Origin of the sequence: Neobacillus citreus (assembly GCF_018343545.2) — a bacterium.
Classification (GTDB): Bacteria; Bacillota; Bacilli; order Bacillales; family Cytobacillaceae; genus Neobacillus; species Neobacillus citreus.
Map to the genome: position 1 here is coordinate 55047 of NZ_JAGYPE020000021.1, position 25338 is coordinate 80384.

Here is a 25338-nt window from a genome sequence, read left to right on the forward strand (position 1 = left end):
TCTATTTTTATTATTGGTTTTGTGGTTATTGCCTTAATTTTATTTGGCATCCTGTTATCGTTTGTGCCGGTCATGCTTTGGGTTTCTGCGCTTGCTGCGGGTGTTAGAATCAGTATTTTTACCTTAATAGGAATGAGATTGAGAAGGGTAACACCAAGCAAGGTGGTTAATCCGCTAATAAAAGCCCATAAGGCTGGTTTAAATGTTACTACAAACCAGCTCGAAAGCCATTATTTGGCGGGCGGGAATGTTGACCGTGTGGTAAATGCACTTATTGCCGCACATCGGGCAAATATTGAGTTATCATTTGAGCGTTGTGCTGCTATTGACCTAGCGGGACGTGACGTACTGGAAGCCGTTCAAATGAGTGTGAATCCGAAGGTTATTGAAACACCGTTTATTGCAGGTGTTGCCATGAACGGAATTGAAGTAAAAGCAAAGGCAAGAATTACTGTTCGTGCCAATATTGATCGCCTTGTTGGGGGCGCCGGCGAGGAAACGGTCGTTGCTCGTGTTGGCGAAGGCGTTGTCTCCACCATCGGTTCATCAGATAGCCACAGCAAAGTCCTAGAAAATCCTGATTTGATTTCGCAAACGGTACTGGCCAAAGGGCTTGATGCAGGCACTGCATTTGAAATTCTCTCGATTGATATAGCTGATGTTGATATCGGCAAGAACATTGGCGCTGAATTGCAGACGGAACAAGCGGAGGCTGACAAAAAGATTGCTCAGGCGAAAGCGGAGGAACGGAGGGCTATGGCTGTCGCCCTAGAGCAAGAAATGAAGGCCAAGGTGCAGGAAATGAAAGCCAAGGTAGTAGAGGCCGATGCAAAAGTGCCGCTTGCGATGGCTGAGGCATTGAAATCGGGCAATATCGGCGTCATGGATTATCTTAACTTTAAAAACATCTCCGCCGATACTGAAATGAGAGGGTCAATCGGGAAAATAACAGGAGAAAACAAAGATGGTCAGTAAAATTCATCTTAGGAGGCGGTTGTAATGGAAACGCTGCTCTTCCTAATCATTCTTGGAATCATCTCCACGATTTTTCGCAAAGGGAAAAAACCAACGACAAAATATAAACCATTTTCTATGAATACCTTTGAAGATTTAAGGGCTCATTTTCAAAATGAGCCGGTTAAAACGAAATTTAAACAATCTAAACAAAACAACGAAAAGGATATAGAAAAAGCTTATCAAAAGGTAAAAAAGAAGATGGCAACTGGTTCAACTGTAAATCAGAGCGAGGAAAAGCCTGCCGAAATCAGCCAGAAAGCAAAGGTAGATCCTAATGTTGTCGAGGGGGAAACTGCCATTTCTGTGGAACCAACCCCGCAAAAAATAATCAATGGTATCATTTGGGCCGAAATTCTTGGTGAGCCACGATCTAAAAAATCGTATTACGTAAAAAAGGGTAGAGGGTAATGCCTTAAAGAACGCAGGACCCAGTACGAAAAAGATGTGCTAGAACCCCTATTCATTTCATAAACATGAGATGAAAGGGGGTTCTTTTTTTATGGCAAAAAAATGGGGCCAACGGATTCGCAACTGGATGGCTAATAAAATGGATCTTCCTCAAGACGTTTTGATGGATTTACCCCGAATTACGATGATCGGACAAATCCATATTTATATAGAAAATCACCGAGGCTTGCTCGCCTTTACCGATAAAGAACTCCGTCTGCTATTAAAACAGGGACAGTTACAGATAAAAGGAAAATCTTTCGTCATTAAAACCATCTTACCTGAAGAGATATTACTCGAAGGAAAAATAGATCAGGTTCTGTTTATTAATGATTAATCTGGGAGGAACAAAATGAAGAATATGTGGATGGAATATTTATTTGGAATTGTCACAGTAAAAGTATCCGGTAAAGGGATGGAGCGCTTTATTAATGTCCTGATTAGGAATGGCTTTTTTATCTGGAAGGTAAAGCGGCATGGAACAGAAACCATTACGTTTAAAATGAGGCTTGAGGATGCCAAGAAAATCAGATATTTTGTTCGTAACAGCGGGTGCAGGGTTTCTTTTTTACGAAGAACCGGCATGCCCTTTTTATTTAAAAGGATATTGAAAAACAGCGGCTTTTTGATAGGTGCGGGAGTCTTCCTGATCATAATTTTTGTTTTATCAAATGTCATTTGGGGAATCCAAATTAAAGGGGCTAAGCCTGCAACTGAGTATCAAATTCGCAAAGAATTGGACAAGATGGGCGTTAAGATTGGCAAGCTGCAATTTTCGGTAAAAAATGTTGAGGGAATTCAAAGACAGTTAACCAATAACATTGGTGATCTTACGTGGGTTGGTGTGGAATTAAAAGGGACAACCTATCATCTCCAGGTGGTCGAAAAAAACGAACCGAAGAAGCCTGAGCAACTATCTCCGCAAAATCTCGTCGCCAAAAAGAAGGCGATTATTGTTAAAAGATATATTGAAGAAGGACAACCAGTGGTGGATAAGAACGATCATGTGGAGGAAGGGCAATTACTCGTTTCTGGTGTAATCGGAGAAGGGGAAAATTCCAAAATGATCGCAGCAAAAGGAGAGGTCTGGGGCGAAACTTGGTATATGAGCCATGTTGAGCTGCCGTTTGAAACCAGCTTTAAAGTCTATAACGGAAACGAGGAACAAAAGCATTCATTATTATTTGGAAAATTTGAGCTGCCAATCTGGGGCTTTGGTAAACCGGATTTCAAGGAATCTGAAACCGAAACGGTTGAACATAAAATTCATTTCTTAAAATGGGAGCTGCCCATCTCCTATGTTCATAAAACCATTCGGGAAAGAGAGGAATACACGAGAAATTACACAGAAAAAGAAGCGGAAGAAAACGCACTCGAATTAGCCAGAAAACAAATAAAAAGTCTTTTAGAAGAGGATGCTATCATTAAAGATGAAAAAATTTTACACAAAGACAATAAAAATGGTAAGGTTATACTGGACGTTCATTTTAAAATCATTGAAAACATTGCAGTCGGACAACCGATTTCCAAGGAGACTCATGAATGACAGAAAAGTTAACAACCATTAAGGTACAGCTTGAAAATCCTGCAGAAGCAATGGCGCTGCTCGGAACTTCAGACCAACATTTAAAAATTATTGAACAAGAGCTTAATGTTTCGATTATTACAAGGGGTGAGTCGCTCAACCTCTCAGGAGATGAGGAGCAGGTTTCTCTTGCTGGGCAAATACTCGACCGCTTAATGTTTGTCATCCGAAAGGGAATTGCCATTAGCGGGCGAGATGTCTTATATGCCGTGCAAATGGCTCAAAAGGGAACCCTTGATTACTTTGTGAATCTATATGAGGAAGAAATCGGCAAAAACGTTAAAGGAAAATCCATCCGTGTTAAAACGCTTGGCCAAAGGCAATATATCAACTCGATTAAGAAAAATGATTTAGTGTTTGGAATTGGCCCTGCTGGTACAGGAAAAACGTATTTAGCCGTTGTTATGGCCGTTAACGCCCTGAAAAATGGACAGGTTAATAAAATCATTTTAACTCGCCCTGCTGTTGAAGCAGGAGAAAGTCTTGGATTTCTTCCTGGCGATTTAAAAGAAAAGGTCGACCCATATTTACGGCCATTGTATGACGCGCTCCATGATATATTGGGGGCAGAACATACAGGAAGGCTTATCGAACGGGGGACAATCGAAATTGCTCCGCTTGCGTATATGAGGGGACGGACGCTTGATGATGCTTTCGTTATCCTGGATGAAGCGCAAAATACGACACATGCGCAAATGAAAATGTTCTTGACAAGACTTGGATTCGGCTCAAAAATGGTCATTACAGGTGACCGAACCCAGATAGACTTGCCAAAAGGAGCTAAATCAGGCCTAGTTGAGGCTGAGGAAATTCTACAAAATATAAAGGGCATTTCCTTCGTCTATTTTGAAGCGGTCGATGTCGTTCGCCACCCGCTTGTCGGAAGAATCATACTGGCATACGAAAAAAAGGAAAAATAAGATGGACTTGAAAGGGACTCACTGCATATAAAAGTGATTCCTTTTTTTTTGAGGATGAAACTTGACGGAAAAACTGTTATCATTTTACATAAAGCAAGCTTTCATCTAAAATCAATAAATAACATAAGTGTAAAGACTTGATAATTCAGGGAAACGTGGTTGGAGGGATATAGTTGGAAAAACTGCAGGTGCATTTCATTCGAATTCGCAAACTGCTGGATAATACATTCTTTCGTATTCTTTTTTTCCTGGTATTAGGAATTGTTCTTTTCACAGCTATGTTTAACAACGTAAAGCCGGAAAAGCTGGATATTGAATTGTTTTCAGTGGCAGGAAAAACGATACGGTCTCCAGGGACAGTCGAAGATAAGCAAAGCACGGAGAAGAAAAGAAAAGAGGCGCGCGACCAGGTTCAGGCTGTCTATACATTAAAAAATGAATATACGCAAAACCGCGTTGACCTAATTACCTCCATTTTCAGCGCTGCGGCTGAAGTAAATGATGAAGTAAAGGATAATAAAAAAAAGCAGGCTGCAGAGGCTTCTGAGGAGCCGCCACAAATTATAGAGCCTAGTGTTTCAGAAAAAGTTACGATGCTTAAGTCGAAATTAACGCCGACGGTATCGAAGGATTTATCCGATCAGGTTTTTTCCGCATTAGTTCAGGCAAATAACGAAGAATTGTCCATTGCAAAAGATTTAACGGTTACCGCCATAAACAATGTAATGACGAAAAGAATATCTGCGGATGAAGTCGAAAATGCTAAAAAGAGGGTTGAGGAAGAGGTAAAATATTCAGCATTGAGCGAGAATATGAGAATTGCGGCAATTGATCTTGGCAGGTATGCTGTGATCCAAAATGAATTTTATGACCCTTCTGCAACCGAAGAACTTAGGAGGCAGGCGGCGGAAAGTGTTGAACCCGTTAAGATTCTACAAGGGCAAATTATTGTAGAAGAAGGGAAACTCATAAACCAAGATATTTACCGTCAATTGAAGCTTGTTGGACTGCTACATAACGAAAAATCCTTTAAGCCGTTCATTGGATTAGTTGTTTTAATAAGCATTATACTTACATCGCTTTATTGTTACTTTTACCAAATGAAATCGCTCCCCGAAAAGAGACAAAACTTTTTGTTATTGTTCGGGATGATTTTCATTCTATCAATTTTTTTATTGAAAATACTCAGTATGCTGCAAGTATTTAATTATTCTGCGATTGGCTATCTATTTCCTGCAGCCTTGGCGGGGATGATGATAAAAATTTTAATTGATGAAAAGCTGGCTATTATGACCTCTATCATCCTTGCAGTTTGCGGCAGTGTATTATTTAATGAAGGCGTATCGGGGACATTAAACTTTTCAGAAGGTATCTATATTTTATTCAGTGCTTTGGGAGGCATATTATTTTTAAGTAATCAAAACCAGCGGTCAAAAATTCTGCAGGCTGGGATATTTTCTGCAGTAGTGAATCTGTTGACCATTTTGGCTTTAATGTATTTGCCAAACGGGCAATATTCCGGCTTGGAATATGGGTATTATTTTATTACAGCCCTTGTATCAGGTATTGCCTCTGCGGTGTTGACGATTGGCTTACTGCCTTTTTTTGAGGCAAGTTTCGGCATACTATCAACCATTAGGATGATCGAATTATCGAATCCAAATCATCCGCTTTTAAGGAAAATCTTAATGGAGGCCCCTGGGACCTATCATCATAGCGTGATGGTTGCAAATTTAGCGGAGTCTGCCTGCGAAGCTATTGGTGCAAATGGTTTGCTGGCAAGGGTAGGAAGCTATTATCATGATATAGGCAAAACGCGGCGGCCAAACTTTTTTATCGAAAATCAAATCCACCATGATAATCCGCATGACCGTCTGCCGCCGGACAAAAGCGCGAGCATCATCATTGCCCATGTAACGGATGGTTCGAATATGCTAAAGAAGTGCCATATGCCAAAGGAAATAATTGAAATCGCGGAACAGCATCATGGGACCACCTTACTGAAGTTTTTCTATCATAAAGCGCTTCAGGCCGATCCTGATGTAAGGGAAGATGATTTCCGTTATCCCGGTCCGAAGGCACAGTCAAAGGAATCGGCCGTGGTGGGAATTGCAGATAGTGTTGAGGCTGCAGTACGGTCCTTATCACAGCCTACGCCAGAGTTGATTGAGTCTCTTGTGAAAAAAATTGTGGCTGACCGTCTTCAAGATGGGCAATTAAATGAATGTGATCTGACCATGAAGGAAATTGAAACTGTCACTTTCACATTATGTGAAACATTAAAGGGGATCTTTCATTCTAGAATTGAATATCCTGAGCTAACAAAGAAGGTGAAACAAGCATGACATTACTTATTGATTCATTAGATGAAACAGAGCAGCTGTCTGACCAACAGATGCTTGATGTTGAAAGGTTACTAAATTTTGCAGCAAATAAGCTAAGCATTGAAGAACATAGTGAAGTTTCGGTTACCTTTGTGACAAATCAAAGAATCCAAGAAATTAATCGTGAATACCGTGATAAGGACGCGCCAACTGATGTGATTTCATTTGCCATGGAAGAGTTAGGTGAGGGAGAAATAGAAATTGAGGGCGCGGAGATGCCAAGGGTATTGGGAGATATTATCATTTCAGTTCCTAAGGCAATGGAGCAGGCAGAAGAATATGGCCATCCTTTCGTAAGGGAACTTGGCTTTTTAGCTGTGCATGGATTTCTCCATTTATTAGGGTATGACCACATGACAGAGGAAGAGGAAAAAGAAATGTTCTCTCTGCAGAAGGAAATTTTAAATGAATATGGACTCGCTAGATAGGCCTAAACGAAAAAAATTTTGGCACACCTTTACCTATGCCATAGAAGGAATTGTGACGGCCTTAAAGCATGAAAGAAATATGCGTTTTCATGCAATAAGCGCTGTTATTGTGATTGCCTTTGGCTTGTTCTTCTCTATTACTAAAATAGAGTGGCTGTTTATTCTCGTTTCAATTGGCGGCATGTTTTCGTTGGAATTACTGAATACGGCAATTGAACGCGTAGTAGACCTGGTAACAAATGAGTATAAACCTCTTGCTAAACAGGCGAAGGACATTGCTGCCGGAGCAGTGTTCATTTTTGCCATTATTACACTAGTAATAGGAATCGTCATATTTTTACCCTATGTCTTGGAATTGTTTTTGTAAGCTTTTGATTACAGGATTTGAAATGGCCGCTTGATTTAGGTAAAATGACTAAACAGCTTCTTCTTAGAAAAAACTATTTTTAAGAATATTTCAACTATTTTAAATCTTTTATTTTTTTCTTTACAAATAATGTTTTTTTGGAAAATTTGAGGTAAAATAAAGAAACAGCAGGACTCCTGCTGGAAAGGAAAGAAGACTAGTGAACATCGAACAACTAATCGAAGAAGCTAAAAAAGCAAGAGAAAAAGCTTATGTTCCTTATTCTAAGTTTGGCGTGGGAGCAGCGCTTTTAACAACAGATGGTAAAGTATATCATGGCTGTAATATTGAGAATGCCGCCTACAGTATGTGTAACTGTGCAGAGAGGACTGCTGTTTTTAAAGCGTTTTCAGAAGGCGACCGGCAATATCAAATGATGGCCGTTGTTGCTGACACTGATCGGCCATGCTCGCCATGCGGGGCCTGCAGGCAGGTCATTGCAGAATTATGCCCAAGGGAAATGAAGGTGGTTTTAACCAACCTTAAAGGGGATGTTCTAGAGACCACAGTAGAACAATTATTGCCAGGCGCTTTTTCGCCGGAGGATTTAAATGGTAAATAATACAAGTTCCGGAACAGATCATAAATCAGGGTTTATATCCATTATTGGCCGCCCGAACGTTGGAAAATCAACTTTTCTGAATCGGGTAATCGGCCAAAAAATCGCCATCATGAGCGACAAGCCGCAAACGACGCGTAATAAAATCCAAGGAGTTCTGACCCTTTCAGACGCCCAAATGGTGTTTATCGATACCCCTGGTATCCATAAACCAAAACATAAATTAGGCGACTTCATGATGAAGGTTGCCCAAAATACTCTTAAAGAAGTAGACTTAGTTTTATTTATGGTCAATGCCGAAGAAGGTTTTGGTCGTGGTGAAGAATTTATTCTTGAAAAATTTCAAACCATTAATACACCAGTCTTTCTCGTCATTAATAAAATTGATCAAGTTCACCCTGATGAGCTGTTGCAGATTATTGAATTGTATAAAGAAAAGTATGCTTTTCAAGAAATTGTGCCAATTTCCGCACTGGAAGGAAATAATGTCGAAAGACTGCTTGAGCAAATTAAAGCAATTCTTCCTGAAGGGCCGCAATACTATCCTGCCGATCAGGTAACCGATCATCCGGAACGCTTTATCATTACAGAGTTAATCAGGGAAAAAGCCCTTCATTTAACAAGGGAGGAAATCCCTCATTCCTTGGCTGTTGTTCTTGATAAAATGGAACGGCAGGGGAATAAAGACATTATTCATGTCATGGCAACCATTATTGTCGAACGTGATTCACAAAAAGGGATTATCATTGGCAAGCAGGGAAGCATGCTGAAGGAAATAGGCAAGCGTGCTCGTGTCGATATTGAAAACCTTCTAGGTTCCAAAGTCTTTTTGGAACTGTGGGTAAAGGTTCAAAAGGATTGGCGCAATAGAATGTCCCAGCTTCGTGAATATGGATTTAATGAAAACGAATATTAGTGAATCACTTTAACTAAAGTATTAACACTCTTTCAAGAATATGCATAATCAGTTTTAACAAAATTTACGTCTTATGATTAATGCGTAGGCAGGCTATGATAATTGTAAGGTTTGAACTGTAACGCTAGTCTAAATATCGAAAGGTGGGGTTTTCATGTTGGATTTTACGTGGAAAATATTTAGCCAAACAGGTAATATTGACACATATCTTCTCTTTAAAGAGCTTGAGAAGGAAAACCAAGAAATACCCGGTAATCTGAATGAAGAGCTAGCTCAAATCGATTTTCCAGTTTCATAAGCAAGTCACGCGCCTGAAGAAGGTGACAATCATGCTTCAGAAATGTGAAGGCATCGTCATTAGAACAACAGATTATGGTGAAACAAACAAAATTATTACACTATATACAAGGGAATGGGGAAAGGTTGGCTTTATGGCCCGTGGAGCTAAAAAGCCTAATAGCCGTCTTTCAGCTATTACCCAGTTATTCACTCACGGTTACTTCCTCGTTCAAAAAGGAACAGGCCTAGGAGGCCTTCAGCAGGGTGAAGTCATTTCCTCGATGCGATCGATTGGGGAAGATATTTTTCTAACCGCATATGCAAGTTATATTGTCGAACTAACGGATAAATGTACTGAGGAGAAAAAGCCTAATCCTTTTCATTTTGAATTGCTTTATCAGACCCTTCACTATATGAATGAAGGCTTTGATGCTGATATTCTTGTGAATATCTATGAGATGAAAATGTTGAATGTTTTAGGATTATATCCTATCTTGAATCAATGTTCCGTTTGTGGAAGCACAGACGGGCATTTTTCTTTTTCGATCCGGGAAGGCGGATTTATCTGTCACCGATGTTTAGCCAAGGATCCCTATCATATAAAACTGTCACAAGCAGCGGTAAAATTATTAAGATTGTTTTATTATTTCGATTTGTCTAGATTAGGGAATATCTCTGTTAAAGATGAAACAAAGGCAGAACTGAAGAAAGTTATTTCGGTTTATTATGAAGAATATTCTGGGCTTCATTTGAAGACAAAGAAATTCCTTGACTCGATGGGGCAGTTTCGTAATCTTTTATAAATGCGATGTTGACATTGTTCAAAGTTTTGGTTAATATTAGCTTTAAAATTAATATTTGCGTTGACAGAAAGTAGTACTTAGTCCCCTCTATAAAAGCGAACCTAGGATAGTGTAAGCTAGGGTATAGAGCATTAAGGAAGGCGTTCTTGAGCAAAGTTGTATTAAGGTGGCTGCTATTTAGGGCAGCAAATAGGGTGGAACCGCGGGTAACTCTCGTCCCTATGCTTATTATAGGCATAGGGACGGGAGTTTTTTTATTTATTAAGAATATGAAAAAGGAGTTATTACGATGAGTGTAACAATGGAACAGATTGTCTCACACGCTAAGCACAGAGGTTTTATTTTTCCGGGGTCTGAAATTTACGGCGGACTTGCGAACACTTGGGATTACGGTCCTTTAGGTGTCGAATTTAAAAATAATATAAAAGCTGCCTGGTGGAAAAAGTTTGTTCAGGAGTCACCATATAATGTTGGCTTAGATGCGGCAATCCTCATGAACCCGAGAACATGGGAAGCTTCAGGGCATATCGGCAACTTTAACGATCCAATGATTGACTGCAAAAACTGTAAAGCCCGTCACCGTGCTGATAAATTGATTGAAAATGCGCTTGAAGAAAAAGGAATTGAGATGGTGGTCGATGGCCTTCCGTTTGAAAAAATGGAAGAGCTGATTAAAGAGCATAATATCGCCTGCCCAGACTGCGGCAGCCACGATTTTACCGGCATTCGCCAATTTAATCTTATGTTTAAAACATTCCAGGGTGTTACGGAAACAAGTGCAAATGAAATTTTTCTTCGTCCGGAAACAGCTCAAGGTATTTTCGTAAACTTTAAAAATGTACAGCGGACAATGCGTAAGAAACTGCCATTCGGTATTGCTCAAATCGGTAAAAGCTTTCGTAATGAAATTACACCGGGTAACTTTACCTTCCGTACAAGAGAATTTGAGCAAATGGAGTTGGAATTCTTCTGCAAACCAGGAGAGGAACTAAAATGGTTTGATTATTGGAAGCAATTTGCGGAAAAATGGCTCATGTCATTAGGTCTTAACCAAGAAAACTTAAGACTTCGCGACCATTCCGAAGACGAACTGTCCCATTACAGCAATGCTACAACTGATTTTGAATATAAATTCCCGTTTGGCTGGGGTGAGCTTTGGGGTGTTGCCTCTAGAACTGATTATGATTTAAAGCAGCATATGCAACATTCCGGTGAGGATTTCAATTATATTGATCCCGAAACAAATGAACGATATATTCCATACTGCATTGAGCCTTCCCTTGGTGCAGACCGGGTAACGTTGGCTTTCTTAATCGATGCTTATGATGAAGAGCAGTTAGAAGATGGAACATCTAGAACAGTTATGCGTTTCCATCCTGCTCTCGCACCGTTTAAGGCAGCAATTCTTCCGCTTTCAAAGAAGCTTTCCGATGGTGCACGAGAAGTATTTGAACGATTAGCAAAACACTTTAACGTAGATTATGATGAAGCAGGCTCTATCGGTAAACGATACCGCCGCCATGATGAAATCGGTACTCCATTCTGTATCACATATGATTTTGATTCCCAGGAAGATCAAATGGTTACCGTTAGAGACCGCGACACAATGGAACAAACAAGGGTTCCAATAGCGGAGCTTGCTGCATTCTTACAAGAAAAGGTATCATTCTAAGAAAAAGGTGCGGAAACCCGCACCTTTTCCTATTTGGCTAATAGGAAATTATACATTCAACTACGCCTCTGCTTCGTCCTATCGGACTCGCCAATCGGCTAGTTTTCATTTGTAGTTCACAGCCGATTCATTTCAATTAGTTAGCATTTAGTATATAATATTGCTAAATAAGAGGCTTCCGGGATACTTTCAGGAATTAAAAGGGTGGTGAGGACAATCGAACTGACAAAACGCCAAGAGCTGATATTAGATATAGTAAAGGAAAATGGACCGATCACAGGGGAGCATATCGCCGACCAATTGAACTTAACCAGAGCTACATTAAGGCCGGATCTTGCTATTTTGACAATGGCTGGTTTTTTAGATGCCAGACCCCGGGTCGGATATTTTTATACAGGAAAATCAGGAGCGCAATTATTAACGGAAAATCTACAACGAATATATGTGAGGGACTACCAATCCATCCCGGTTGTCGTAAGTGAAAACGTCTCGGTTTATGATGCTATTTGCACCATGTTCCTTGAGGATGTCGGGACATTATTTGTGGTCGACCAAAATACTGTTTTGGTTGGAGTTCTATCCAGAAAAGATTTGCTTCGGGCAAGTATTGGGAAACAAGAGTTAACGACCATTCCTGTCAATATCATCATGACAAGAATGCCCAATATAACCATGTGCGAGCGGGATGACCTGCTTATTGAAGTTGCGAAAAAGTTAATTGAAAAACAAATAGATGCACTGCCGGTAGTGAGAGAAACCGAAAAAGGCTTTGAAGTGATCGGCAGAGTAACGAAAACGAACATTACCAAAGCCTTTGTTGCATTAGGTGATGATGAATAAAAGTTTGGTAATAAGAAGGAGTTGATTTGGGAATGGTCTCGCCAGTGATTTATGTGGTATCAGATTCAGTAGGTGAAACGGCCGAATTAGTAACAAAAGCGGCTATCAGTCAATTTAATGGATCCGGGATGACATTAAAGAGATTCCCTTATGTAGAAGATAAGGAAAATATTGATGAAGTCTTGTCACTAGTTTCTTTGGATCATGCAATGGTGGCATATACACTTGTCAAACCGGAAATGCGTACATACATGAAAGAAAGAACAGATATAGAAGGAATATCAGCTGTGGATTTAATTGGCCCGATTATCGATCAAATTCAAAGCTTCAGCGGCAAAGAACCATTGTGTGAACCAGGGCTTGTCCGCAAATTGGATGAGGATTATTTTAAAAAGGTGGAGGCAATTGAGTTTGCTGTAAAGTATGATGACGGTCGTGATCCCAGAGGGATTTTAAAGGCAGATATTGTGCTAATAGGTGTATCTCGAACCTCAAAGACTCCATTATCCCAGTATTTAGCCCACAAACGCCTAAAGGTGGCCAATGTCCCGCTTGTTCCAGAGGTTGATCCGCCGGAAGAACTTTATAAAGTCCCGAAAGAGAAATGCTTTGGCTTAAAAATCAGTCCGGAAAAGTTAAATAACATAAGAAGAGAAAGACTGCTTTCTTTAGGATTAAATGATCAGGCTAGCTATGCAAACATTGACAGGATAAAAGAAGAGTTGAATTTTTTTGAAAAGGTAGTACAGAAAATTAATTGTCCTGTTGTTGATGTAACCAATAAAGCAGTTGAAGAGACGGCCAATGTTATTTTAAACTATATTCAAAAAGGCAGGCCATAGCACATAATCTTATGATTATGTGTTTTTTGCTTATTGGCTAAAAAAAATAATAAATAAAAAGTTATGGCAAAATGATAACGAATATACTATAATAAAAAATTGTGATAAAAATATATGTTTTTAGGTTTAGACTTGCATTTGAACGAATAAACTATTTACTGTGAGATGTCAAGGGGACCTACAAAAAAAAATTCGACATAAATCCTTTTTTTCACTCTAAGGAATTTTTTTTTGAAATTCTTATTTTATCGGGAAAATTTCTCCATAACCCGTTTGCCTGCTCGTAAATCGGCGAGTTTTCCCAATAAAATTAATCTGGAAAGAAGGAATATTCGGAGTGATGTAGAATTAATAAAATGGTGAGAGACCACCCGACAATTTATGTCGATGCTGATTCCTGCCCGGTCAAGGCGGAGATTGTCGAAATTGCAAAGAAATTCGCCATTGACATATTTTTTATCGCCTCCTTTGACCACTAAAACAAGGAAAAGTTCCTTAACGCGAAGGCTAGAAGGAAGGGAGTTTACGGTAAAGGTCCAAAACCTTCTCGTTTAGCGGATCGGAAAAATTTACGGCGGAATTAACAAAAATTTTGTCGAAATTTGCAGGAATTTAAAATGAAGGTGTTGAATACCTGTATACCAATGGAGTTGTTTTCATGGCAGACCGTATTGCCGAAGAAAAAATAGAACAAATTCGTCAGGCTGTTGATATTGTCGAGGTAATCAGCGATTATGTCGGGTTGAAAAAGCAGGGGCGAAATTACTTCGGATTATGTCCTTTCCATGGAGAGAGCACCCCGTCATTTTCAGTATCGCCTGACAAACAAATCTTCCATTGCTTTGGCTGCGGTGCAGGCGGAAATGTTTTTTCTTTTTTAATGGAACTAGAGGGAATTTCATTTCAGGAAGCGGCTATGAAACTGGCTGCTAGAGGAAATATTAATCTTGAAATAAATTTATCCTCCGCACACTCCGAGAAAAAAATTTCTGATGAACTTCAGGCCATGCTTGATGCTCACGAGCTGTTACGTAAATTTTATCATCACTTGCTGGTAAATACAAAAGAAGGACAGCATGCATTGGAGTATCTGCTTGGAAGAGGATTTACACATGAGTCGATTGAAAAATTTCAAATTGGTTATTCCTTGAATTCGTGGGATTTTGTTTATAAGTTCCTAACGAAACGGGATTTTTCTCCCGAATGGATGGAAAAAGCCGGACTCATCATTAAACGTGAAAAGGATGGAACATACTTTGATCGATTTAGGGATCGAATTATGTTTCCGATATTCAACAGAAACGGAAATACGATTGCTTTTTCAGGGAGAACACTAGGGGCCGATGAGCCCAAATATTTAAACAGTCCCGAAACAGCAATCTTTAATAAAAGCAAAATTTTATACAATTACAACTTGGCTAAGCCCAGCATAAAAAAATCCCAGCAGGCGGTTTTATTTGAAGGGTTTGCAGATGTGATTTCCGCTGACCGCGCCGGAATCGAAAATGGCATTGCGACAATGGGGACATCGTTGACTGATGATCATATTGCCCTTTTACGTACTAGCGCGCAAACCATCACTATTTGCTATGATTCAGATAAAGCAGGAATTGAAGCAGCGTTTCGAGCAGGCAACCATTTGAACGATGCAGGCTTTCAAATAAAAGTAGCTTTAATGCCTGATGGCATGGACCCGGATGAATATATAAAGAAGAACAGTCCGGAGAAATTTCGCGGCGAGGTAATTGGAGCAAGTTTAACTTGGATGGCTTTTAAAATTCTTTATTTTCGAAGAGGAAAAAATCTTCAGAATGAAGGAGATAGGCTTGCTTATATCGAACAAATAGTAAAAGAAATCAGCAAATTAACAAAAGCCGTTGAAAAGGATCATTATTTGCGGCAAATTGCAGCAGAGTTTTCCCTATCATTAGATTCCTTAAAACAGCAGGAACAGCAGATATATTTTGCGGAGAAGAAAAAGGAAATTGGTAAGAACGAACCAAAATCTAAGCCGATTCTAGTGCAAAAAAAAGTAAATGAATTAAAACCTGCGTATTATCGGGCAGAAAGATGTCTCATTGCCCATATGCTAAAAAGCAGGGATAACACCTATAAGGTACAGGAGTTACTACAGGGCGATACGTTTAACGAAGATGAACATCAGGCAATCATAACCTATCTTTTGGCATTTTACGAAGAACATATTAACCCTGATTCAAGCGCATTTTTATCTTATATTCATGATGAAAATCTAAGAAGAATAGTCGCCAACATCGAAATGATGTCAATTAATGATGAATTAAGTCATCAGGAATTAACTGATTATATCAAACAGGTGTTGAAACATAAAAAATTGTTAAAAATAAAGGAAAAAGAAGCCGAGTTAAAAGAAGCGGAGCGACACAGTGATTTTAGGCTGGCTGCTGCGATTGGAAATGAAATCAATCAATTGCGTAAATCACTATAGAGTAATTTAGTGTGTTTGATTAATTGAAGGAGGGGACCCCCGTATGGCTGCTGAAAAATCAGCACGTGCAAGCGAGGTCGAGAATGAATTGACCCTTGAGCAAGTGAAAGACCAGTTAACCGCATTGGGTAAAAAAGTTGGTGTCCTTGCCTATGATGATATTGCCGAGAAAATGGCAAATTTCGACGTGGAATCCGATCAGATGGATGAGTTTTACGAATTCCTTGGAGACCAGGGAATTGAATTAGTTGGTGATAGTGATGATGAGGACGATGATGATCCAAGCATCAAGGCGCTATCAAAAGATGATGATAGCGATGAATTTGATTTAAATGATCTCAGTGTACCTCCAGGTGTAAAAATCAACGACCCTGTTCGTATGTACCTAAAGGAAATTGGCCGGGTTGATTTGCTCTCTGCTGAAGAAGAAATTAACTTAGCCCACCGCATTGAACAAGGTGATGAAGAAGCAAAGCGGCGCCTTGCTGAAGCAAACCTCCGTCTTGTTGTTAGTATTGCAAAACGCTATGTTGGCCGTGGCATGCTGTTCCTTGACCTTATCCAGGAAGGAAATATGGGTCTTATCAAAGCGGTTGAAAAATTTGATTATCGTAAAGGCTTTAAATTTAGTACATATGCCACATGGTGGATTCGCCAAGCGATTACCCGCGCCATTGCCGATCAGGCGAGAACAATCCGGATACCAGTGCATATGGTAGAGACAATTAACAAGCTTATTCGTGTTCAGCGTCAGTTGCTGCAGGATTTAGGCCGCGAACCAACTCCGGAAGAAATTGCCGAAGATATGGACCTGACACCTGATAAGGTAAGGGAAATTTTAAAAATTGCCCAGGAACCTGTCTCACTTGAAACACCAATTGGTGAAGAAGATGACTCACATCTTGGAGATTTCATCGAGGATCAGGATGCTACATCCCCTTCAGAGCATGCTGCTTACGAGTTATTAAAGGAGCAGCTTGAAGATGTTCTCGATACCCTGACGGACCGGGAAGAAAATGTTCTTCGCCTTCGTTTTGGGCTGGATGACGGCCGTACCCGCACCCTCGAAGAGGTCGGCAAGGTTTTTGGTGTCACCCGCGAGCGAATCCGGCAGATTGAAGCAAAAGCATTAAGGAAACTGCGTCACCCAAGCCGCAGCAAACGCCTTAAAGATTTCTTGGAATAGGGCTCAAAAGATAGTTTACTTCTTACAAGAAGTAAACTATTTTTTTTAGCTAATAAGAAAGTATAAATTCAACTACGCCTCTGTCTTCGTCCTAACGGACTCGCCAATCGGCGAGTTTTCATTTATTTTTTTGAAAGCACTTTCTCTTTGTTCTCTATTTTACTGAATTGTCTCTCATTTTGCAAATAGGCCAATTGGTGTTTTCTCCCAAATAACAACTTAATTATTATCGTAAAAAAGGTGAACTAAAGTCAATTTTTCCTATTCAGATAAGGTTTGTAGTGCTAAATACCCCACCTTAATGGGTTTATCATCCAACATTCAGATAATATTATATCTTCTAAAATTTATTAAAGTTGAGAATTGTCAGGTGAAAAGAATATAATATATTTGTAAGCGTATACATAGGTGATTAGGGGGAGATGGACTTGAACTTTGACTTAACATCTGAACAACAAATGATTAAAAAGACAATTCGCCAGTTTGCAGAAGAAGAGGTTGCGCCAGATGCAATAGAACGTGACAGAACAAAACAGTTTCCGACAGATGTGTTTAAAAAAATGGCAGAAATGGGAATGATGGGACTTCCCTTCCCGGAGGAATACGGCGGGGGAGGGGCAGACACCGTTAGTTTTGCGATTGTGGTGGAAGAGTTAAGCAGAGTTTGCGGTTCAACAGGCATCACTTATTCAGCGCATATATCCTTAGGGGGCGCTCCTTTAAACTTATTTGGTACAGAAGAGCAAAAGCAAACCTATTTAAGACCCATTTGCACAGGCGAGTCGTTAGGTGCCTTTGGATTGACAGAGCCAAATGCCGGATCCGATGCCGGAGGAACTAAAACAACCGCAAAAGAAACGGGTGGCCAGTTTGTCATCAACGGAAATAAATGTTTCATCACGAATGCCAGTTATGCCAAGCATTTGGCACTAACGGCTGTAACGAATGAAACAAACGGTAAAAAAGAAATCAGTGCCATCATTGTTCCAACAAATACAGCTGGATTTACAGTTATTGATAATTACGAAAAAATGGGCTTAAATTCCTCCAATACAACTGAGCTTGTCTTAGAGGATGTCAAAGTACCTGTGGAAAACCTGCTGGGAAAACGCGGCGAGGGTTTTAAGCAATTTTTAATTACCCTTGATGGCGGCAGAATTGGAATCGGCGCCATGGCTGTCGGGATTGCTCAGGGTGCTTACGAGAAAGCGCTAGCCTATGCTAAGGAAAGAAAACAGTTTGGCAAATCAATTTCAACTTTCCAAGCTATTCAATTTAAGCTGGCTGACATGGCAATGAAAATTGAGCTGGCCCGCAATATGGTCTATAAGGCTGCTTGGTTAAAGGATCAAGGAAGAACATTTTCAAAGGAAGCAGCAATGTGTAAATTATACGCATCCGAAATATGTATGGAAGTTACCAGCCAAGCAGTCCAAATTCACGGCGGCTATGGCTATATGAAAGAATATCATGTGGAGCGAATGATGCGTGATGCAAAGCTCCTGGAAATAGGCGAAGGAACCTCCGAAGTTCAGCGAATGGTAATTTCAAGATTAATTGGTTGTTAAAAAATATATTGGGAAATATAACAAAGAGGCTGAAATAAATAATTATTTTAGCCTCTTTGCTCTTTTTTTAAAAGATTATAGTGATAAAATAACATTAGGGCTTTTCCTTCTGTTCATTTTCAAGTAAAATAGTAGTTGTTTGTAGGCGGTTTTATTTATTTACAGATGTTCATACATAGGGAGGTAAAATTATGAAAAAGAATCCGGTAATTCCTTACATTCTCATCATGGTTTTTGGGATTGTCCTTATGTTCACTTTGTCTTTTAAAGGACTAGGGGATAGTAAGGAGCTTGCTGCTGAGAAAGGTGAAGGCAAAGGCAGTGAGAAAACAGAAGTGGCTGCATCCAAGCCAGAAGACATTTATAAAACAACTTGTATTGGCTGTCACGGCGATCAATACCAAGGGGTTGTAGGTCCTCCGTTAAAAGGTGTTGGCGACAAGCTTTCTAAAGAAGAACTTAAAAACATCGTGACTCACGGTAAAGGCTCCATGCCTGCAGGTCTTGTTCCCGAGGATAAAGCTGCTGCAATGGCAGATTGGTTATCGAAACTTAAATAATTTGACAAAAGGTCCTTTGCATCTGTAAAGGACCTTTTATATTATTAAGGCATACATATTGAAAAGCAGGTGTGTTAATTTGAATGCAGAAAAATTATCAATGCGTTTGACGGCTGTTGCGAAATACGTTCCAAAAGAGGCAAGATTAGCAGATATTGGTTCTGATCATGCTTATCTGCCTAGTTACTTGGTAAAAAACGCTGGCATTCCGTTTGCCGTTGCCGGTGAAGTAGCGAAAGGTCCATACCAATCTGCAAAAAGCAATGTAATGGCAGAAGGACTGTCAGATAGAATTTCAGTCAGGATGGGAGACGGCCTCGAGGTTATCGAATCTGGTGAAATAGATTGCATTACGATTGCCGGCATGGGTGGCGCATTGATTGCCAGTATTTTAGAAAATGGAAAAGAAAAGCTGGAAACCGTCAAGAGGCTTGTGTTACAGCCAAACATTAGCGCCATTACTATCCGATTATGGTTTTTGGAAAATGAATGGGAGTTGATTGCCGAAGAAATTCTTGAGGAAGACGGCAAAACCTATGAGATTTTAGTTGCTGAAAAAGGTAATGCAAAACGCCCTTATCAAAAGAATAAAATGGAGATGGAGCTGTTAATGGGACCATTTCTCATTCAGAACCAAAATGAGATCTTTAAGAAAAAATGGCTGTCTGAAAGCAGCAATTGGGAAAGAGTTAAAAAACAGTTAGAAAACGCTGCTGCGACCCCTGAAACAGTTGAGAAAAGAAAGGAAATAGAAGATAAGCTAAAACTTGTGGAGGTGGCATTGAAAATTGAAAAAAGCTAATGGTCATGAAATTATTCAGCTGTTTGAAAAATTTGCGCCAAAGAGCCTGGCAATGGAAGGAGATAAAATCGGTCTGCAAATTGGCCGCCTTAATCAAAAGGTAGAACGGGTAATGATTGCCTTGGACGTTCTTGATTCCGTCATTGATGAGGCCATTGAAAAAAAGGTTCAGCTTATTATTGCTCATCACCCGCCGATTTTCCGGCCACTAAAAAATATTATTACTGATACTGTTCAAGGGCAGATCATTGAGAAATTGCTCAAACATGATATCGCCGTATACGCGGCCCATACCAACCTAGATGTGGCCAAGGGCGGGGTAAATGATTGGCTGGCTGAAGCTTTAGGGTTGGAGGATGCTGAGGTTTTAGTTCCAACTTTTGATACAAAACTAAAGAAATTAGTGGTGTTTGTGCCTGTCAGTCATGCTGATGAACTAAGACACGCGCTAGGGAACGCCGGTGCAGGTTTTATTGGCAGCTATAGCCATTGCTCATTTACGGCAAACGGTACTGGCCGATTTTTGCCGGGGGAGGATACGAATCCTTTTATCGGTAAGCCTGGGGAGCCAGAAACGGTCGAAGAGGTTCGGATTGAAACGATTGTCCCTGAGCCTATCTTAAAAAAGGTAATCACCGCTATGATTAAAGCTCATCCATATGAGGAAGTGGCCTATGATGTTTATCCGCTTGAAAATAAAGGAGAGGTACTTGGGCTAGGCAGAATTGGAAAGATCCCGGAAATGACGTTAGAGGAGTTTGCCGAAAAGGTAAAAGTGGCTCTTGAGGTGGACAGGGTCCGCGTGGTGGGCGATATGCAGGCAAGAGTGAAGAAGGCCGCCGTATTAGGTGGAGATGGAAATAAATATTATTCCCATGCCAAATTTAAAGGGGCCGATGTTTATGTGACAGGGGATATTTATTATCACACCGCTCATGATGCGATGATGGATGGCTTGAATATGATTGACCCAGGACATAATGTTGAAAAGGTCATGAAAAAAGGCCTGACCAAAACGTTGCAGACATTATGCCAGGAAGCAGGCTATGAAGTGGAGATTTTTCCTTCACAAATTCATACTGATCCCTTTCAATTCATATAAGAATAGGCTGACATATGTCAGCCTACTCACTTAGCTCTCTTTTTTTACCTTCGGCAAGATTTTTGCCAATGGAACGTTTTTCTTGCGTTCCCATGTAGCTTCGTTATTTGGATCGAATTGTTCAAGGAACGCAATGACTTCCTTCGTAATTGGTGTCGGAGTTGATGCACCCGCAGTAACAGCCACGTTTTTGGCGTCCTTAATCCAATCGATGTCAAGTTCTGTAATATCAGCAATCCTATATGCTGTTGTACCAGCAATTTCCTCAGAAACCTGAGCAAGGCGATTAGAATTGTTGCTTTTTGGATCACCGACGACAATAGTGACATCCGCTTGTTTTGCCTGCTCGGCAACAGCTTCCTGACGGATTTGGGTGGCATGGCAAATCTCATTAAATACCTCGACATGAGGATATTTTTCTTTTACCTTTTCCATCGTATCGAAAACGTCCCATTGGCTCATGGTTGTTTGGTTAGTGACAATGAGTTTATCATAATCGAGATTCAATGCTTCGACATCAGCGGGTGTTTCCACGAGGTGGACCATGCCAGGTGCCACTCCAAGTGCCCCTTCGGGCTCTGGATGCCCTTTTTTGCCGATGTAAATCGTTTGGTATCCTTCCCTGGCCTTTTCTTCAATAAGGTCGTGTGTCCTGGTTACATCCGGGCAGGTTGCGTCAATGGCGACTAGCCCTTTCTTTTTCGCAAGTTCCCTTACCTCTGGCGAGATACCGTGGGCTGTGAAAATAACAGTCCCTTTGTCAACTTTCTCTAAGATATCAAGACGATTCTTGCCGTCAAGGGTGATAATTCCTTCTTCTTCAAAGGCATCTGTAACATGTTTATTGTGAACAATCATCCCCAAAATGTAGATGGGACGGGGCAGCGTTTTATCTAATGCAGCATTCCTCGCAATGACCATGGCATCAACAACACCATAACAATAACCACGCGGCGAAATTTTAACGATTTGCATATATAAAGTCCTCCAAAAGGAAAAATTTTTAATAGATTATATGTCCATTATATAAAACTAATAGATATATTACAAAGAGACATTTTTCCTGCCCAAAATAGTAAAGAATGCCGGAGGCCGGCATTCTTAAGTTAAATATATAATTTTGGTATCGAGGTTCCTTTTGTGTGCTGTCTCTTTTCCGGCGCACTGGTCTTGTGTGTTCTTTTTCTGCTGCTTTCCCTGTCGGAACTGGTTTGCTGGGTTCCTTTTCGACTCGTTTTTTTAGATGAAGTTTTGGTTGTTCGATTTGTTGATGTTAAGCGGCTGCTAGAGGATTCTTCCCCTGACTGCTTTTTCTTTTCACTCGATTCTTCCTTATCTGAATCAGAGCTTTTTAAGCCGCGATATAACTTCCATAAGGCTGGCAGGTTTCTCACTAATGGACCATACTGCTGGATCATTGGGCCGATTGTCTGGGCCGTCTTTATAACCTGTTGAGTATTGTTAAGAATACTTGATAGTCCACCCGGGTTAGACAAGGATTGAAGCAATCCGCCGCCGCCTCCTGCGGCTCTGCCGGCACCCTGCATCCCCATAAGGCCGCCCGGTCCACCGCCGCCCATCATTCCGCCTGGTCCGCCCATGCGGTTTCCTCCGCCGAAAAGCCTAGAGAGTAATCCGCCGCCTCTGCCCATTTGTTGTCCGCCCATTCCGCCAAAGGGATTTCCTTGCGGGCCCATCATTGGATTTCTTCCACCGCCCATCAGTCCACCGCCGGGTCTCATCATTTGATTTCCCCCGCCGAATAAACCGCCCGGTCTGCCCATCATTTGTCCACCGCCGCCAAACGGTCCCATTCCCCCTGGCATTGGGAATCTAGGTCCTGGTTGCATACCATAAAACCTCCTCTCGTTTTTCAGCACATGAAGACACCGTTTTCCCATAAAAAAGAAATTATAAAAGGAAAAAGTGCGGATGGGGAAAACTCTTGAACATGTGCGGAATTTCCACTTTTACCCTCTTGAATTACAATATGCATACACCTTGTTTTTGTTTAGGTATTATACTCAGAATCAAATGAAATTTATGGTTTTAAAAGCTGCAGGAAAGTAAAAGATGATAATAACTGGTGATTTACCTTGAACTCTACTATAATTACTTGATGGACGCGAAAATCGCAGGTCTCCCGATCATTTGACTTAAAAATAAGATATTTTTATATAAGGAGTACGTAAATGAAAGAAACTAAATTTGAACGTTTTGATTTTCAAGGCTTTATTAATGAGGCGCTGAACAAGCTGGGCTTCACTCAACCGACGGAAATTCAGGAACGAATGATTCCGTTGGTATTAAAAGGGGAAAGTGCGATTGGCCAATCACAAACCGGAACGGGAAAAACATTTGCCTATGTGCTGCCAATCCTTGATAAGGTGGATGCTTCGAGACAAGAGGTCCAAGCAGTCATCACAGCACCTACCAGAGAGCTTGCCAGCCAGATTTATCAACAAATTTTAAAAATTACTGAGCATTGTCCCTCTGAGAAAACAATTACCGCCAAATTATTTACAGGCGGAACAGACAAGCAGCGGACCATCGAGAAATTAAAAATACAGCCTCATATTGTTGTCGGAACGCCTAGCAGAATTAACGACCTTGTAAAGGAACAGGCGCTATTAGTACATACAGCCCGGATTCTTGTCGTCGATGAAGCGGATATGATGCTGGACATGGGCTTTATTGAGGATGTTGACCGTGTTGCGTCAAGGCTGCCGGAAGACCTGCAAATGTATGTTTTTTCCGCCACCATTCCGGAAAAATTAAAGCCTTTTCTGAAAAAATACATGGAGAATCCAAAAAACATTCAGATTGAACCGACAAGGAAGGCAGCTGAAAACCTGGAGCATTATTTGCTTCCATCAAGACACCGCGATAAGAAGGGGCTTGTTCATGATACTCTTATCGCCTGCAATCCCTATTTAGCCATTGTATTTACAAATACGAAAAAAATGGCTGATGAGGTGGCGGATTATTTATATCAAAAAGGCTTGAAGGTTGGACGAGTCCACGGAGATTTAACTCCAAGAGAACGAAAAAAAATGATGAAGCAGATTCAAGATTTGGAATTTCAATATATTGTTGCGACAGATCTGGCTTCAAGGGGAATTGATATTGAAGGGGTAAGCCATGTCATAAACTATGAAATTCCTTCTGACTTGGATTTTTATATTCACAGGGTTGGCAGAACCGCTAGAGCAGGAAATGCCGGGATTGCCTTAACGATTTATGATTTATCAGATGAAGATGCTTTAATTCGTCTTGAAAAGATGGGCATTCAATTTAAGAATGTTGACTTGAAAAATAACGAATTTGTTGAACTAGAAGGTCGAAACCGCCGGAAAACACGAGTAAAGCCAGAGGATGAGATTGACCATCGTGTAAAGGCTGTCATTAAAAAGCCGAAAAAGGTAAAACCAGGGTATAAAAAGAAAATGCAAACAGAAATAGAGAATATCAAGAAGCGGCAGCGCAGATTAGATAAGAAGAAATAAGAGAGGGAGAGGAAATAATGTTAAAAATAGGGTCGCACGTTTCAATGAGCGGCAAAGAAATGCTTCTCGCTGCAAGTAAGGAGGCCATTTCTTACGGTGCCAACACCTTTATGATTTATACGGGAGCCCCGCAAAACACTAGAAGGAAAAAAATCGAGGATTTAAATATTGAGGCGGGAAGAAGACATATGGAGGAGAATGGAATTTCCGAAATAGTTGTCCACGCTCCCTATATTATCAATATTGGAAATACCTCCAATCCGGATACATTTGAATTGGGTGTCCGGTTCTTACGGTCGGAAATCGAACGGACAGAAGCCCTCGGAGCCAAGCAAATAGTCCTTCACCCAGGTGCTCACGTCGGTGCCGGTGAGGAGGCTGGGATTAAAAAGATTATCGAGGGTCTTAATGAAGTGCTAACCGGAAAAGAACAGGTTCAAATCGCTTTAGAAACAATGGCGGGAAAAGGTTCGGAGTGCGGGAAATCATTCGAGGAACTTGCGACGATAATCAATGGTGTCAACTATAATGAAAAACTGTCAGTATGCTTTGACACATGCCATACCCACGATGCCGGCTATAATATCATCGAGGATTTTGATGGTGTTTTAAATGAGTTTGATAAAATTATTGGGGTAGATAAATTAAAGGTGCTCCATATCAATGACAGCAAAAATGCATCAGGAACAAGAAAAGACCGTCATGAAAACATCGGATTTGGCCATATTGGATTTAAGGCACTAAACTATATTGTTCATCATCCGCAATTGATGGATGTACCGAAAATCCTTGAAACTCCGTTTGTCGGTGAAGACAAAAACAATAAAAAGGCGCCATATCGCCACGAAATCGCCATGCTTCGCGAGCAGACGTTTGAAGAGGATTTACTGAATAAAATAATGCAGTCTTAAATTCCAAACAAAAAAGCTGTGCAGATGCGTACAGCTTTTTTATTTAAATCTATTGATTGTCTCTGCAACTAGGCCTGTTAATTTCCGCTCCGGGCACTCGCTTTCCGCGGGGAGGTCCTGGAGCCTCCTCGGCGCTAT

25 protein-coding genes and 1 pseudogene are annotated in these 25338 nt (G+C 40.6%); 24 read left to right on the plus strand and 2 right to left on the minus strand.

The features are described from left to right. Positions 1-3 precede the first annotated feature (3 nt). From floA to KHB02_RS13440, 22 genes and pseudogenes are all read left to right on the plus strand, one after another. Positions 4-975: a flotillin-like protein FloA gene (floA, locus tag KHB02_RS13340; protein ID WP_372447637.1), complete on the plus strand. Its 972-nt coding sequence runs from the start codon at positions 4-6 to the stop codon at positions 973-975. Between the two features lie 24 nt (positions 976-999). Next, complete coding sequence (locus tag KHB02_RS13345; RefSeq protein ID WP_213144812.1) at positions 1000-1425, plus strand: hypothetical protein; 426 nt, start codon at positions 1000-1002, stop codon at positions 1423-1425. Positions 1426-1516: 91 nt separating this feature from the next. Next, complete coding sequence (gene yqfC, locus KHB02_RS13350; protein WP_213144813.1) at positions 1517-1801, plus strand: sporulation protein YqfC; 285 nt, start codon at positions 1517-1519, stop codon at positions 1799-1801. Between the two features lie 15 nt (positions 1802-1816). Beyond that, positions 1817-3010, plus strand: coding sequence for a sporulation protein YqfD (gene yqfD / locus KHB02_RS13355; RefSeq protein ID WP_213144814.1), 1194 nt, complete (start codon positions 1817-1819; stop codon positions 3008-3010). Next, on the plus strand, positions 3007-3969 hold the full coding sequence (locus KHB02_RS13360; protein WP_213144815.1) for a PhoH family protein: 963 nt from the start codon (positions 3007-3009) through the stop codon (positions 3967-3969). The genes yqfD and KHB02_RS13360 overlap by 4 nt, the downstream gene beginning before the upstream one ends. 173 nt (positions 3970-4142) lie before the next feature. Next, entirely contained in the window at positions 4143-6314 is a 2172-nt protein-coding gene (locus KHB02_RS13365) for an HD family phosphohydrolase (protein WP_213144816.1), read from the plus strand. Between the two features lie 50 nt (positions 6315-6364). After that, positions 6365-6781 carry an rRNA maturation RNase YbeY gene (ybeY, locus tag KHB02_RS13370; RefSeq protein WP_378584408.1) on the plus strand — a complete coding sequence of 139 codons (417 nt, stop codon included), beginning with the start codon at positions 6365-6367 and terminating at the stop codon, positions 6779-6781. Further along, a complete protein-coding gene (locus KHB02_RS13375; RefSeq protein WP_213144818.1) occupies positions 6759-7148 on the plus strand; it encodes a diacylglycerol kinase family protein in 390 nt (129 codons plus the stop codon). The genes ybeY and KHB02_RS13375 overlap by 23 nt, the downstream gene beginning before the upstream one ends. A gap of 199 nt (positions 7149-7347) precedes the next feature. Then, entirely contained in the window at positions 7348-7749 is a 402-nt protein-coding gene (locus tag KHB02_RS13380) for a cytidine deaminase (protein WP_213144819.1), read from the plus strand. After that, positions 7739-8662, plus strand: a complete 924-nt coding sequence (gene era / locus KHB02_RS13385; protein WP_213144820.1) for a GTPase Era — start codon at positions 7739-7741, stop codon at positions 8660-8662. Before KHB02_RS13380 ends, era begins: the two co-directional genes overlap by 11 nt. Positions 8663-8816: 154 nt before the next feature. After that, positions 8817-8960 carry a YqzL family protein gene (locus tag KHB02_RS13390; RefSeq protein ID WP_213120142.1) on the plus strand — a complete coding sequence of 48 codons (144 nt, stop codon included), beginning with the start codon at positions 8817-8819 and terminating at the stop codon, positions 8958-8960. Positions 8961-8991: 31 nt separating this feature from the next. Continuing rightward, complete coding sequence (gene recO / locus KHB02_RS13395; protein ID WP_213144821.1) at positions 8992-9744, plus strand: DNA repair protein RecO; 753 nt, start codon at positions 8992-8994, stop codon at positions 9742-9744. Positions 9745-10033: 289 nt separating this feature from the next. Continuing rightward, a complete protein-coding gene (locus KHB02_RS13400) occupies positions 10034-11416 on the plus strand; it encodes a glycine--tRNA ligase (protein ID WP_213144822.1) in 1383 nt (460 codons plus the stop codon). Between the two features lie 204 nt (positions 11417-11620). Next, positions 11621-12256, plus strand: coding sequence for a transcriptional regulator CcpN (gene ccpN, locus KHB02_RS13405; protein ID WP_338088285.1), 636 nt, complete (start codon positions 11621-11623; stop codon positions 12254-12256). A 32-nt stretch (positions 12257-12288) separates the two neighbouring features. Then, positions 12289-13098, plus strand: coding sequence for a pyruvate, water dikinase regulatory protein (locus tag KHB02_RS13410; protein ID WP_213145291.1), 810 nt, complete (start codon positions 12289-12291; stop codon positions 13096-13098). A gap of 356 nt (positions 13099-13454) precedes the next feature. After that, positions 13455-13574, plus strand: a pseudogene (locus KHB02_RS30030) (hypothetical protein); the annotation flags it as partial. A gap of 182 nt (positions 13575-13756) precedes the next feature. After that, complete coding sequence (dnaG, locus tag KHB02_RS13415; RefSeq protein ID WP_213144824.1) at positions 13757-15565, plus strand: DNA primase; 1809 nt, start codon at positions 13757-13759, stop codon at positions 15563-15565. Between the two features lie 43 nt (positions 15566-15608). Beyond that, on the plus strand, positions 15609-16751 hold the full coding sequence (rpoD, locus tag KHB02_RS13420) for an RNA polymerase sigma factor RpoD (protein ID WP_213144825.1): 1143 nt from the start codon (positions 15609-15611) through the stop codon (positions 16749-16751). Positions 16752-17179: 428 nt separating this feature from the next. Next, positions 17180-18319 carry an acyl-CoA dehydrogenase gene (locus KHB02_RS13425; RefSeq protein WP_213144826.1) on the plus strand — a complete coding sequence of 380 codons (1140 nt, stop codon included), beginning with the start codon at positions 17180-17182 and terminating at the stop codon, positions 18317-18319. Positions 18320-18510: 191 nt separating this feature from the next. Beyond that, positions 18511-18879 (plus strand): cytochrome c550, encoded by a 369-nt coding sequence (cccA, locus tag KHB02_RS13430; RefSeq protein ID WP_213120150.1) that lies wholly within the window; start codon positions 18511-18513, stop codon positions 18877-18879. Between the two features lie 79 nt (positions 18880-18958). Continuing rightward, positions 18959-19681 (plus strand): tRNA (adenine(22)-N(1))-methyltransferase, encoded by a 723-nt coding sequence (locus tag KHB02_RS13435; protein ID WP_213144827.1) that lies wholly within the window; start codon positions 18959-18961, stop codon positions 19679-19681. After that, positions 19668-20783 (plus strand): Nif3-like dinuclear metal center hexameric protein, encoded by a 1116-nt coding sequence (locus KHB02_RS13440; protein ID WP_213144828.1) that lies wholly within the window; start codon positions 19668-19670, stop codon positions 20781-20783. The genes KHB02_RS13435 and KHB02_RS13440 overlap by 14 nt, the downstream gene beginning before the upstream one ends. Positions 20784-20813: 30 nt before the next feature. Here KHB02_RS13440 and KHB02_RS13445 read toward each other — a convergent pair whose 3' ends face one another. Both KHB02_RS13445 and vrrA read right to left on the minus strand, forming a co-directional pair. After that, on the minus strand, positions 20814-21758 hold the full coding sequence (locus KHB02_RS13445) for a 4-hydroxy-3-methylbut-2-enyl diphosphate reductase (protein WP_213144829.1): 945 nt from the start codon (positions 21756-21758) through the stop codon (positions 20814-20816). A gap of 131 nt (positions 21759-21889) precedes the next feature. Then, positions 21890-22633, minus strand: coding sequence for a VrrA/YqfQ family protein (gene vrrA, locus KHB02_RS29775; protein ID WP_213144830.1), 744 nt, complete (start codon positions 22631-22633; stop codon positions 21890-21892). A gap of 342 nt (positions 22634-22975) precedes the next feature. On the opposite strand from vrrA, the gene KHB02_RS13460 reads away from it, so the two are divergent. Continuing rightward, a complete protein-coding gene (locus KHB02_RS13460) occupies positions 22976-24289 on the plus strand; it encodes a DEAD/DEAH box helicase (protein WP_213144831.1) in 1314 nt (437 codons plus the stop codon). 17 nt (positions 24290-24306) lie between these two features. After that, positions 24307-25200: a deoxyribonuclease IV gene (locus KHB02_RS13465; protein WP_213144832.1), complete on the plus strand. Its 894-nt coding sequence runs from the start codon at positions 24307-24309 to the stop codon at positions 25198-25200. Positions 25201-25338 lie beyond the last annotated feature (138 nt).

Bases quoted from the DNA above. Each gene is read 5' to 3' on its own strand.
- KHB02_RS13465 (WP_213144832.1), top strand. From the start codon at position 24,307: ATGTTAAAAATAGGGTCGCACGTTTCAATGAGCGGCAAAGAAATGCTT.
- ybeY (WP_378584408.1), top strand. From the start codon at position 6,365: ATGCTTGATGTTGAAAGGTTACTAAATTTTGCAGCAAATAAGCTAAGC.
- era (WP_213144820.1), top strand. From the start codon at position 7,739: ATGGTAAATAATACAAGTTCCGGAACAGATCATAAATCAGGGTTTATA.
- KHB02_RS13400 (WP_213144822.1), top strand. From the start codon at position 10,034: ATGAGTGTAACAATGGAACAGATTGTCTCACACGCTAAGCACAGAGGT.
- yqfD (WP_213144814.1), top strand. From the start codon at position 1,817: ATGAAGAATATGTGGATGGAATATTTATTTGGAATTGTCACAGTAAAA.
- KHB02_RS13390 (WP_213120142.1), top strand. From the start codon at position 8,817: ATGTTGGATTTTACGTGGAAAATATTTAGCCAAACAGGTAATATTGAC.
- dnaG (WP_213144824.1), top strand. From the start codon at position 13,757: ATGGCAGACCGTATTGCCGAAGAAAAAATAGAACAAATTCGTCAGGCT.
- cccA (WP_213120150.1), top strand. From the start codon at position 18,511: ATGAAAAAGAATCCGGTAATTCCTTACATTCTCATCATGGTTTTTGGG.
- recO (WP_213144821.1), top strand. From the start codon at position 8,992: ATGCTTCAGAAATGTGAAGGCATCGTCATTAGAACAACAGATTATGGT.
- rpoD (WP_213144825.1), top strand. From the start codon at position 15,609: ATGGCTGCTGAAAAATCAGCACGTGCAAGCGAGGTCGAGAATGAATTG.
- KHB02_RS13360 (WP_213144815.1), top strand. From the start codon at position 3,007: ATGACAGAAAAGTTAACAACCATTAAGGTACAGCTTGAAAATCCTGCA.
- KHB02_RS13445 (WP_213144829.1), bottom strand. From the start codon at position 21,758: ATGCAAATCGTTAAAATTTCGCCGCGTGGTTATTGTTATGGTGTTGTT.
- yqfC (WP_213144813.1), top strand. From the start codon at position 1,517: ATGGCAAAAAAATGGGGCCAACGGATTCGCAACTGGATGGCTAATAAA.
- KHB02_RS13460 (WP_213144831.1), top strand. From the start codon at position 22,976: ATGAAAGAAACTAAATTTGAACGTTTTGATTTTCAAGGCTTTATTAAT.
- KHB02_RS13345 (WP_213144812.1), top strand. From the start codon at position 1,000: ATGGAAACGCTGCTCTTCCTAATCATTCTTGGAATCATCTCCACGATT.
- KHB02_RS13410 (WP_213145291.1), top strand. From the start codon at position 12,289: ATGGTCTCGCCAGTGATTTATGTGGTATCAGATTCAGTAGGTGAAACG.
- vrrA (WP_213144830.1), bottom strand. From the start codon at position 22,633: ATGCAACCAGGACCTAGATTCCCAATGCCAGGGGGAATGGGACCGTTT.
- KHB02_RS13375 (WP_213144818.1), top strand. From the start codon at position 6,759: ATGAATATGGACTCGCTAGATAGGCCTAAACGAAAAAAATTTTGGCAC.